This window comes from Verrucomicrobiota bacterium, from assembly GCA_016871495.1.
In the GTDB taxonomy this organism is placed as follows: domain Bacteria; phylum Verrucomicrobiota; class Verrucomicrobiia; order Limisphaerales; family VHDF01; genus VHDF01.
In genome coordinates, this window is record VHDF01000061.1 from 18,400 (window position 1) to 28,985 (window position 10,586).

A 10,586-nucleotide genomic window follows, 5' to 3' on the forward strand; every position below is an offset into this window, starting at 1 on the left:
GCCGGGTGGGTTAGTTTTCGCGCATGGGCAAAGTCACCATTCAAATCAAACTGCAAAACTGGGACGACCTCGCCTTGCTCGCCACGGGCAAACGCAAGCGGCCCGCGCGCGCGTCGGAGGTCGCGGCGCTTGTGGACACAGGCGCGGTGAAGCTCTACCTGCAAAGCGGCGTGATCCAACGGTTGGGTTTGCGGCTGATTGGTGAAGTGACCTCGCGCACCATGTCGAATCGTCGGGAAACACGCCGGGTGTTCTCGCCGGTGGACTTGGAGATCCAAGGGCGCTCTGGTCAGTTCAGCGTCATTGAAATCCCGGATGACTTGCCTAACCTGGTCGGGCAGATCCCGCTTGAAGACCTGGACCTCGTGGTGGACTGCCAGGGGCGCAAGCTCATCCCCAACCCCGAGCACAAGCACGGGGTGATGTACGATGAGTTCTGAAGCGTTCAGCCTCGCGGCTGAAAGTCCGGACACAGATTGGGATTTGCGGTTTGCGGCCGTTGCTGAGGTTGGATGACTTGCCTTCACCGCGGCGCCGCCCGGTCGAAGCGCGTGGGGGCGTGAGTGGCGGTGGGAGGCAGCCGGAAGGGGGGATGGCAGGTGGAACTCATGGCAGTACGACCACGCGGTAGAAGGCGTTGTTATGGTGGTTCTCCACCACGAAGCGCGTCTGGGTGGTGCTGGCCAGGCGCGTGGCTTTCAACTTCCACGGTTCGCCCAGCGCCGCCGCGGCCTCCACTCCTTAATAGCGGCCCGGCACGCTGCGAAAGTAGAGGCCGTGACTGCACATTGGGCTCGGCGTCTTGTCTGACGAGGACAAATCGGCGGGCCGGATGGCTCGTTCAATCTCGAGCCGGGAGTTTCGTTGCGTCGGGTCGGTGCCGGCGAACCCTTCGTCCCCGTTTGAGACCCCGTCGCCATCCGGATCGTCTCCTTCGGTGCTCGCGCCCGGAAACTGACTCAGCAAACCGGTGGACTGTGTCCAGTCCGCATACTTGGGCCTCTCCAACCAAACCGCAGTCGGACGACCGGAGTGGCTGGGTCCCCAGCCGGCCGCACCCGGACGACGGTGCATCCCGATGTTGCCGGTGATGCAGGTAGGGCGCGTCCGTCCCGGCGCGCCGCCGGAGCATGATGTTTTGCATCCCGTGGGCGGCAGGCTGGGACAGGCCCGCCCTACCAACAACATCGGGATACACGGCCCGGACGATGACTGATAGGAAATTGCTTTAAACCCTCCGCATACTCACTTGTTCTGCGACGCCTTCTGCCGGTCGAACCACTGGTAGAGATCGTTCGACTCGTAGGCGGCCTGCCAGGAGAAATGGCCGATGTGTTCGAGGCTGGTGAAACGCACCCTCGTGCCGCCGGCGGCCTTGATCGCTTCGACCATTTCGACTGACTTCTCGAACTTAACCGCCGTGTCCTCGGTGCCGTGCCACGCCCAGACCGGCAGCTTGACCAGATTCGCCGCCTTCGCCGGATCGCCCGCGCCGCAGACGGGCGCCACCGCCGCGAACATCTCCGGATGAGCCGTCGCCAGGCGCCAGCTTCCGTATCCGCCCATGCTCAGGCCCGTGAGGTAAATGCGGTCGTCGTCGATGGTGTAGGTCTTCTTGATGTGGGCGATCAGCTTGAGCAGGCGCTGCTGCTGATCGTCTTTGGACCAGGACGATGCGCGCGGGCACTGCGGAGAGACGACGACGTACTTGAGGTGCTCGCCCGAGGCGAGGCGCATGGGGGGCCCCCATTTGGCGACAACGCTTAACGGCCCGTCGCTTTCGCCGCGGCCGTGAAGGAAGAGCATGAACGGCACTTTCGCGCCGGTCGCCGAATACTCCTTCGGCAGGTAGAGCAGGTAGTGGATGTTGCTGCCGTCCGAGGTGGAGAGTGATTGGGCAACCTGCTTGCCGGGCGCGGGATCATCGGCCAGCGCGGTCAGGGTGAAAGCCAGGGTGAGTCACAGAGTGGCGGACAGAATGGGGCGCATGGGCCAAGGCATAGCAGGGTGATCCGGAAATGTGAAACGGGAATTGCGGCCCGATTGGGATTTGCGATTTGCGGCCGCTGCTGAGGTTGGATGACTTGCCTTCACCGCGCCACCGCCCGGTCGAAGCGCGTGGGGGCGTGGGTGGCGGAGGCTTCGAGCGTATTCCGTTTGATGGCGCCGAAAGCCGAGTCGGTTCGCCTTCAGGCGGGTGACATTCCCGGGGTGGGGCAGGGCCGGGACTTGACCAAAGGGACCAACGGGGTGTGGGATGTGACCTTGGATAGAATCGCGCCGGGTGCTTACCGCTATCAATTTGCGGTGGACGGCATGACGGTGCTTGATCCGCGGAATCCGAAGACGAGCGAATCCACTCAGACTGCCTGGAGCCTCGTTCAAGTGGAGGGTTCCGATTGGATGGAGACCGGGGCGGTGCCGCATGGTGCGGTTTCCGAAGTCACCTATTGGTCGTCGACATTGAATCGATCCCGCCGCTTGCACGTTTATACTCCGCCGGGATACGAGAGCAGCAGCGGGAGTTACCCTATTTTCTATTTACTCCACGGAGCGGGGGACAGCGACGACTCGTGGAGCACGGTGGGGCGGGCGGGGTTCATCCTCGACCAGTTGATCGCGGGGAGGAAGGCGCGTCCGATGGTGGTGGTGATACCTCATGGTCACACCGGCCCGATGCGTGCAGGCGGGCCTCGTCCGGCGGTCGATGAATTTCTCAAGGAATTCACGGAGGACATCATGCCTCACGTCGAAAAGCGGTATCGTGTTTACACGGACCGCAAGCACCGGGCGATGGCGGGACTGTCGATGGGCAGGGGCCACACCTTGAACATCGGGATACCGCAATTGGAAAAGTTCGGATACCTGGGTGTTTTTAGTTCCGGGGTTTTTGGCATTGTGCCGCGCACCGGGGCTCCGGCCCCTGAAGGGCCGACTTTTGAGGAGAGGCACCGCGCCAAACTGGATGATGCCACGTTGAAGGAAGGGCTGAAGTTGTTTTGGTTTGCCACTGGGAAAGACGATTTTCTGGTTGAAACGTCCCGGGCGACGGTTGCGATGTTGAAGAAGCACGATTTCAAAGTGGAATATCAGGAAACCGAAGGCGCCCATACCTGGATTGTTTGGCGGGAATACTTGCGCGATTTCGCACAGAAGCTTTTGCCCTGAAATTCGTTGCTGGCGAATCGGAGCGGCGGCGTGTCTGATTTCGTTCGCCATGACGATTTTGCCGCCCGCTCGCAGTGCTCCATCAGCTTCGCTGGAGGTGGTGCGGCTTTATGAAGGCAAAGCGCCCGGTTCCGAGACCTGGACGCATTCCGAGAGAGAGAATCGAGCAAACAATCTTTGGAACACGCCCGTCGTGTTCAACGTGGTGGATCCGACGCTCACCGTGGTGCGTCCGGAGCCGGCGAAGTCGAATGGCGCGTCGGCCATCATTTGTCCCGGCGGAGCCTTCTTCGCGCTTTCCATTGAAAGCGAGGGGATGATGGTGGCCCGGTGGCTGGCGGAGCGAGGGGTGACGAGTTTTGTGCTGAAGTACCGCCTGGTGGAATGCAAGACCGACGATCCGACCCGCGAGGTCATGGCGCGAGGTCCGCTGGACGCGGTGGTCGCGCCGATCGTGAAGCTGGCGATGGCGGATGGTTTAGCGTCGGTCGCCCACGTCAGGCGGCACGCGCGGAAGTATGGGGTCCGTCCGGACCGCATCGGCGTCGTGGGGTTTTCGGCGGGTGGCACCGTGGCGGCCTCCGTGGCTCACCAATATACGTCGGAATCACGGCCCGATTTTGTGGCGCCGATTTATCTGGCCTACAACTGGGCGTTGAAAGGCAACGGGGTTCCGGCGGATGCGCCGCCACTCTTTGTCCTGGCCGCGACCGATGATCCGTTGCGGCTGGTTCCGCAAAGCGTGGAAATTTACCAGGCTTGGGTTGCGGCGGGGAAGACGGCGGAGCTGCATCTTTATTCGAAAGGCGGGCACGGTTTTGGCATGCGCAACCAGCAACTTCCGAGTGACCGGTGGATCCAGTTGCTGGCCGACTGGCTTGACGCGCACGGTTTTTTCAAACCGTCCCATTGATCAAGGCGAGCATCCGGATGCGAGGCGTTGGCGGCGTCCGCTTAGCCCGGAAATTTCATATTAGTTTCGCGAACGGGAATTTCCGGGTTAGGTGGAGCGTCCAAACTTTCTTTCGAGTTCCCGGTAGTTCATTTCGATCAAGGTCGGGCGACCGTGCGGACAGGTGTAGGGCATGGAGCAGCGTTTCAGGTCCTCGACGAGGCGGAGGAGTTCGGGGCCTTGCAAGGGGTCGTTGGCTTTGACGGCGTGGCGGCAGACTGTTTTCGCCACAACGTCCTCTCCGAGCCGCATGGAATTCACGTTTTCCCCCGCTTGTTTGAGTTGGTCGATCAACGCATGGACGAACCGGCGGGCATCGCTCGTTTTTGTCATCGGAGGCAAGGCGTCGAGCAGGAACGTGCGTTCGCCGAATTCGGAAAGTCCCACGCCCAGGCGGTTGAGGGTGGGGAGTTGTTCCCGCAGGAACACGGCGTCCCGGGAGGATAGTTCCACCGTTTCAGCCAGGAGCAAGCGTTGGGAAGGAGCGGGTCCGTGTTCGAGCCGCCGCATCATTTGTTCGAAGAGCACACGTTCGTGCGCGGCATGCTGGTCGAGCAGAACCAGTCCGCGGTCGGATTCAAGCACGACGTAAAGGCGTCCAACGACCCCGACGACGCGCAAAGGCACACTGAGGAGGGGAGCGCGATCTGGATTCACCCAGGGCGGGTTTGAGCTTTGAGGTCCAGGGACGGGCGGTGGGGATGGTGGCGAGGTGTGGGTCCGGGCCGCGGGTGAATCGAGCGGGGCGGCGGGAAAGAGTGTGGCTGTGACGGGCGCGGTGGGTGGGTCTGCTCCGTCGCGGGAAGAGATCGAGCGTTTCGGCGGAGCGGCGGTTTCCACCGTCGAGTCGGCGGGGTCGGCAACGTGCTCGGGCGGATTTGTATTTCCGGCGGACAGGGTTGTTCGATCAGCGGGATGAATCGGGTGAGGGGACGTGGGGGCGGGAGGGATTGAGGCTTGAGGGTGGGTTGGAGGTGGAGCCGGGAGGGGAGGGGAATCCGGTGCGGATCGGGTGTGGGTTCCCGAGGTGGAGTGAAGGTGAAAGTTGAGGAGTGTATTGCGCACGGCGTCGGAGACCATGCGGCGAACCAGGGCTTCCTGGTGGAATCGGACTTCCCGTTTGGCGGGGTGAACATTGACATCGACTTCGCCGGGTGGAACTTCGAGGAACAGGCAGCACACCGGGAACCGGCCCTTCATGAGCGCGGTGTGATAACCTTCGGCGAGTGCGAAATTCAGCCCACGATGCTCCACGGGGCGCTTGTTGACAAAGAGATGCTGGTCCTCACGTGTGGCGCGTGAGACTCCGGGGGCTCCGATGTAACCCCAGAGCCGAAGCACTCCCGGATTCGTTGCGGGAACCGGCTCGTGCAAGGTTTCCCCGGCATCTTCTTGAAGGGTAGGGCTGGTGAAACGGGGCGGCAGGGGGCGTTCGAATTCGACGCGAACAAGCTGGACGTCGCCGCCGAGCAGCGAGCGCAGACGTTCGCGGAGGCCCGGGAATCGATCCCCGTTCTCGTGGCGAGGGAGGGGAGGCAACCGCCAGACCAGGCGTTGATCCTGGAGGAATGTGAATGCGACTTCGGGATGGGCGAGGGCGGCCAGAGTGAGGTAATGCGCAATGTGGGTGCGCTCTGTTTCCTCGGAGCGAAGAAATTTGCGCCGGGCGGGCAAATTGAAGAAGAGTTGCCGCACTTCGACGGCAGACCCTGTTGGACTCGCGGCGGATCGCACTTCCACGATCTTTCCGCCTTGAACGACGATTTGGGTGCCTTCCGGCGCGTTGCTCTCGCGTTCCTTGGTGGTCAACGTGAACCGGCTCACACTGGCGATGCTGGGGAGCGCTTCGCCTCGAAAGCCAAAAGACTGGACCGCGTCGAGGTCTTCGGCCACGCGGATTTTGCTGGTGGCATGTCTTTCGAGCGAGAGGAGAGCGTCGTCCTTGTTCATGCCCCAGCCGTCGTCGGTGACGCGGATGAGGCTGCGGCCACCGGCTTGGATTTCCACCGAAATGTGGTGCGCGCCGGCATCGAGCGCATTTTCGACGAGCTCCTTGACGACGCTGGCGGGGCGCTCGACGACTTCACCCGCCGCGATTTGGTTCGCGACCTGTTCGGGCAGCAGCCGAATCCGGCTCATGAGAGCGTCTAAGCCGCGACGGGCAGCGTGAATGTGAACACGGCACCCTTTCCGGGTTGGGAAGTGGCGCGAATGACGCCGCGGTGGTCCTCGACGATCTTTTTGCAGATCGACAACCCAAGCCCGGTGCCATTGGGTTTGCCAAACGTGGCGAACGCCTCGAACAGCCGTGAAGCGATTTCCGGCGCGATGCCGGGGCCGGTGTCCTCGATTTCGACACGCACCGCTTTCCCATCCGGAACGAATCGGACATAGATACGGCCGCCGCCGGCCATGGCGTCCACCGCGTTGTTCAGGAGATTGTGGAAGACATGGGCCAGGCGCACGGAGTCCATCAACACCTTGACAGGAGGGGGGGGGACTTGGATCTCGAGTTCGGCTCCTTTGGATTCGAGGTTGCCCTTGATTTCCTCCAGAAGTTGCCCCGCATAGTCCGACAGATCGACGGGGCTAAGGACCACGGAGGATTGGGAGCCGCGGGTAAACTCCAGCAATTCCGCGATCATGGTGGTGAGGCGATGGACTTGGCGCAGGATGCGGGCTTTGGCGTTTTGCCTGGATTCGTTCGAAGAGTCGGGCAAGGAGGCAATTTCCGCGGACATGCCGATGATGTTGAGAGGATTCTTGAAATCATGAACGATGGAACGGGCGAATTTGCCGACGATGGTGAGGCGTTCCGCTTGAAGCACTTCCTGGATGTACTGGCGGTTGAAATCCCGCATGCGCTGGCTGAACTCGCGGACGAGGGCGACGGCGAGCTTGGGATTGCGCTCGAGCATCGAGAGCATTTCGGTGCGTGGAATGAAATAGAGATGGCTGTCGGCCTCGGCGGTGGCTGAGGCGGAGCGAGGCTCATTGTCGAGCACCGCCATTTCGCCGAAGAAATCGTTGGCGCCGATGCGGGAGAGCACGCGGCGTTCGGCGGGATTGACCATGGCGGAAATCTGCACGGCTCCGACGATGACCATGTAGATGCCGTCGCCTGCGTCGCCCTCCTTAAAGATGACTTCGCCTGGACGATAACGTCGAATTTCACAAGTCTGCTCCAGCTTTTCGAGCTCCGAGGTGAGGAGCCCGCCGAAAAGCTTGTTGGTTTTCAGAGCGGCCACGCGATGAGTTTAGAAAAAAGCGGGGGCGGGTAAAGCATAGAGATCGCTCGAGACGTGGTTCCCTGACAAAAGAGCGAGGGACGGGGCCGCCTCGGGGATCGGATCGAATGCGGGGCGAGCCCATGCGCGCGGTTGACTCGGACGGGTCGCTCCCTAGACTCCGCAGCGCGCCGCGATCTGGCGGCCTCATTGAATGAAGAAACCTTCGCTCCTGGTCATTTTCTTGACCGTGTTCATCGACTTGATCGGGTTTGGCATCGTGCTCCCGCTGCTTCCCCTCTACAGCCAGAAGTACGGCGCGGGTGCCTTGATGATCGGGGCCGTCATGGCGTCGTTTTCCCTGATGCAGTTTCTCTTCGCGCCCTGGTGGGGGGGGCTTTCCGACCGAATTGGAAGAAAACCGGTTCTCCTGGTGAGCACGGCCGGTTCGGCCGTGTCCTATGCGGTATTCGCGCTCGCGTCCCGGTTCGAGCCTTCCATGGCCCTGTGGGTTGTTTTGTTTTCGCGGGTCATCGCGGGGATTTGCGGGGCGAACATCACGGTGGCTCAGGCATGCATTGCGGATGTGTCCCCGCTTCAGGAGCGAACGAAGAAGATGGGGTTGATCGGCATGGCCTTTGGTTTGGGATTTATTTTCGGACCGGCCCTTGGAGGGAAAAGCCTGATCTGGTTCGGAGAGGCGGGACCGGGATGGGTGGCCGCAGGTTTGTGCGCCGCAAATCTGATCCTCGCTCTGGCGGTTCTGCCCGAAACCCGCAAACCCGGAGGGGTTCCCGCCGCCCGCCGCCCGGGTTGGTCGGCCTGGCCGCGGGTGCTGGCTCGTTCCAAAGTGGGACTTCTGGTGGGAGTATTCTTTTTGGCCACCCTGGGCTTTTCTTGCTTTGAGACCAGCTTGGGATTGCTGGTGGCCGCCAATTTCGGTCTCGATCCGGCCCGGGCTCGCGACGCGGAGACGGTGGCGATCCTCTTCACCTTTTGCGGCATTGTGGGCGCATTGGCCCAAGGCGGACCCGTGGGGAAGCTGGCCAAAAAATGGGGGGAACCGAAGATGATCGGCATCAGCTTGCTCTTGTTCGCGGCTGGGATGGGGTCCATCCCGTTTGTTCGAGGCGCCGGGAACTTCAGTTGGTCGGGGCTCTTTCAAACGGGCGGAGGGCCATGGCTTATGCTGTTGCTGTCACTGGCTTTGTTGTCCATTGGGTCCGGGCTCACGCGTCCGCCCATCTTCGGGATGATCTCCAAGCTGACGCCCGTGGACGAACAAGGAGAGACCTTGGGGGTGGCACAAAGCGCGGGGAGCCTGGCCCGCATCGCCGGACCCATCCTGGCGATGGCCCTCTTCAAGTTCCATCCACCAGCTCCTTATGTGTTGGCGGCCATTCTGGCCGTCATTGCCGGAGGGGTGGCTTGGGTGAAGCTTTCCGAGCCCTCTCGATCCGGAGAGTCCTGAGAGCGTGTTTGGAAATTCGGCGGGACCTCGCCCAATTTCCAAACACGCTCTGAACGTCGTGTGTCCGGCAACGGACGCATGCGCCGCCCATGGGGGCAGGGCGAGATAATCATTTGCCATCGGCGAGAGATCGACCCCATGCTGGCGGCCGTGTTGAGGGATTTCCCCTCGGCTGCATCAGTCTATGTCACAACTCAACGGAAAAATCGGAATCGTATTCGGAGTCGCGAACAAGCGCTCGATTGCCTGGGCGATTGCGCGCGCCTGGCATGAAGCCGGTGCGACGCTGGCCTTTACCTATCAAGGAGAACGGCTGAAGGAGAATGTCGAGGAGTTGGCGGGAACGTTCGGGCCGGACACGTTGATCATGCCCTGCGATGTGACGAAAGATGAGGACATCGCCCGGGTGTTTTCCCAAGTGCAAGCACGTCATCCGGTGTTGCATCTCCTGCTGCATTCCGTGGCGTTTGCGCCGCGCGAAGCGTTGGAAGGCCAGTTCCTCAACACTTCGCGAGAGGCTTTTCGAGTCGCGCATGATGTGAGCGCTTACTCGCTGATCGCGCTGGCGCGGGCGGCCCAGCCGATGATGACCCAAGGCGGCAGCATCGTGGCCATGACCTATTACGGGGCGGAGAAGGTGGTCCCGCACTACAACGTCATGGGAGTGGCCAAAGCCTCCCTGGAGGCTTCCACGCGTTACCTCGCCTACGATCTGGGACCGCAAAAAGTTCGCGTCAACTGCATCAGCGCGGGCCCCATGAACACGCTCGCTGCACGCGGGATCGCCGGTTTCACCGACATGCTCAAACACTACGAGGCGCACGCGCCTCTCAAGCGGAATGTGTTGCCCGAAGAGTTGGGCGCCACCGGTGTTTTTCTGGCGAGCGACGGTGCCGCGGCCATCACCGGACAGGTCTTGTACGTGGACAGCGGCTACCAGATCATGGGCATGTAAGCGCCAGACGGCGCAGGGAGGCATGGTGTCCGCGTCCAACCCCAAAGTGCATCGTGACATGGCCGCGGTCCGCGACCATGCGAGGAAGTTTTCGGATTACACCTATGTGTATCCGGTGATCTCCAGGCGCTCGGAGGGACTCTCGCTCGGGGTCAATCTGAACCCTGACAAAGTTTGTAATTTCGACTGTGTGTATTGCGAGGTGGATCGAAAGACTCCGGGTAAGCCGGCCGGCGTGGTCGTGCGCCAGTTGGAAATGGAGTTGCGCGATCTGATTCGCCGTGTGCTGGACGGAGGCCTTTCAGAGGACGCGAGATTCCGGGGCCTGCCGGAACGTTTGATCCGAGACATCAAGGACATCGCGTTCAGTGGGGACGGCGAACCCACGATGATCGGGAATTTCGCCGAGTGCGCGGAGGCTGTCGCCAGGATCAAAACGGAGTTCGGCTTGACCGAGACTCAATTGGTTCTGATCACCGATGCCGCGGGATTGGACAAAGCAGACGTGAGGAAAGGGTTGGAAGTTCTGGACGCGCATCAAGGCCAGATTTGGGCCAAACTCGACGCGGGAACGGAATCCTACTTCAAGGCCGTGAATCGCACGCGGGTGCAATTTAACCGGATTCTCTCGAATTTGCTGCTCACGGCGCGCGTTCGCCCGATCATTATCCAGAGCTTGTTCTTGAAGTTGCATGGTGTCTCCATCTCTCCAGACGAACTGAAGGCCTATGGCGACCGCTTAAACGAAATCGTGCAAGCGGGTGGACGCATCGCTGAGGTCCACGCCTACACCATCGCACGCCCCACACCGGA

The 10,586-nt window shown here is 61.5% G+C and carries 10 protein-coding genes; 6 read left to right on the top strand and 4 right to left on the bottom strand.

Annotation, left to right across the window (positions count from 1 at the left end; all coding sequences use genetic code 11):
* The first annotated feature begins 23 nt into the window (after window positions 1–23).
* Window positions 24–440, top strand: coding sequence for a hypothetical protein (locus FJ404_13375; protein MBM3823852.1), 417 nt, complete (start codon window positions 24–26; stop codon window positions 438–440).
* Between the two features lie 301 nt (window positions 441–741).
* Here FJ404_13375 and FJ404_13380 read toward each other — a convergent pair whose 3' ends face one another.
* Together FJ404_13380 and FJ404_13385 are read right to left on the bottom strand one after the other, a co-directional pair.
* Window positions 742–1,074: a hypothetical protein gene (locus FJ404_13380; GenBank protein MBM3823853.1), complete on the bottom strand. Its 333-nt coding sequence runs from the start codon at window positions 1,072–1,074 to the stop codon at window positions 742–744.
* 171 nt (window positions 1,075–1,245) lie between these two features.
* Window positions 1,246–1,953, bottom strand: coding sequence for a phospholipase (locus FJ404_13385; protein MBM3823854.1), 708 nt, complete (start codon window positions 1,951–1,953; stop codon window positions 1,246–1,248).
* 126 nt (window positions 1,954–2,079) lie between these two features.
* Here FJ404_13385 and FJ404_13390 point away from each other — a divergent pair, with 126 nt between their 5' ends.
* Both FJ404_13390 and FJ404_13395 read left to right on the top strand, forming a co-directional pair.
* Window positions 2,080–3,168 carry an esterase gene (locus FJ404_13390; GenBank protein ID MBM3823855.1) on the top strand — a complete coding sequence of 363 codons (1,089 nt, stop codon included), beginning with the start codon at window positions 2,080–2,082 and terminating at the stop codon, window positions 3,166–3,168.
* Window positions 3,169–3,217: 49 nt separating this feature from the next.
* Window positions 3,218–4,081 (top strand): alpha/beta hydrolase, encoded by an 864-nt coding sequence (locus FJ404_13395; GenBank protein ID MBM3823856.1) that lies wholly within the window; start codon window positions 3,218–3,220, stop codon window positions 4,079–4,081.
* 87 nt (window positions 4,082–4,168) lie between these two features.
* Here the strand turns inward: FJ404_13395 and mutL are convergent, their stop codons facing one another.
* Entirely contained in the window at window positions 4,169–6,259 is a 2,091-nt protein-coding gene (gene mutL, locus FJ404_13400; GenBank protein ID MBM3823857.1) for a DNA mismatch repair endonuclease MutL, read from the bottom strand.
* 8 nt (window positions 6,260–6,267) lie between these two features.
* Entirely contained in the window at window positions 6,268–7,368 is a 1,101-nt protein-coding gene (locus FJ404_13405) for a cyclic nucleotide-binding domain-containing protein (GenBank protein ID MBM3823858.1), read from the bottom strand.
* Between the two features lie 193 nt (window positions 7,369–7,561).
* On the opposite strand from FJ404_13405, the gene FJ404_13410 reads away from it, so the two are divergent.
* From FJ404_13410 to FJ404_13420, 3 genes are all read left to right on the top strand, one after another.
* Entirely contained in the window at window positions 7,562–8,818 is a 1,257-nt protein-coding gene (locus FJ404_13410; protein ID MBM3823859.1) for an MFS transporter, read from the top strand.
* Window positions 8,819–9,002: 184 nt separating this feature from the next.
* Complete coding sequence (locus FJ404_13415; protein MBM3823860.1) at window positions 9,003–9,773, top strand: enoyl-ACP reductase; 771 nt, start codon at window positions 9,003–9,005, stop codon at window positions 9,771–9,773.
* Between the two features lie 58 nt (window positions 9,774–9,831).
* On the top strand, window positions 9,832–10,586 hold a 755-nt coding region (locus FJ404_13420; GenBank protein ID MBM3823861.1), incomplete at its 3' end, for a radical SAM protein.

Excerpts from the sequence above, each read along its gene's own strand:
- FJ404_13375 (MBM3823852.1), top strand. The coding sequence starts at position 24 with ATGGGCAAAGTCACCATTCAAATCAAACTGCAAAACTGGGACGACCTC.
- FJ404_13380 (MBM3823853.1), bottom strand. The coding sequence starts at position 1,074 with ATGCACCGTCGTCCGGGTGCGGCCGGCTGGGGACCCAGCCACTCCGGT.
- FJ404_13390 (MBM3823855.1), top strand. The coding sequence starts at position 2,080 with ATGACTTGCCTTCACCGCGCCACCGCCCGGTCGAAGCGCGTGGGGGCG.
- FJ404_13395 (MBM3823856.1), top strand. The coding sequence starts at position 3,218 with ATGACGATTTTGCCGCCCGCTCGCAGTGCTCCATCAGCTTCGCTGGAG.
- mutL (MBM3823857.1), bottom strand. The coding sequence starts at position 6,259 with ATGAGCCGGATTCGGCTGCTGCCCGAACAGGTCGCGAACCAAATCGCG.
- FJ404_13410 (MBM3823859.1), top strand. The coding sequence starts at position 7,562 with ATGAAGAAACCTTCGCTCCTGGTCATTTTCTTGACCGTGTTCATCGAC.
- FJ404_13415 (MBM3823860.1), top strand. The coding sequence starts at position 9,003 with ATGTCACAACTCAACGGAAAAATCGGAATCGTATTCGGAGTCGCGAAC.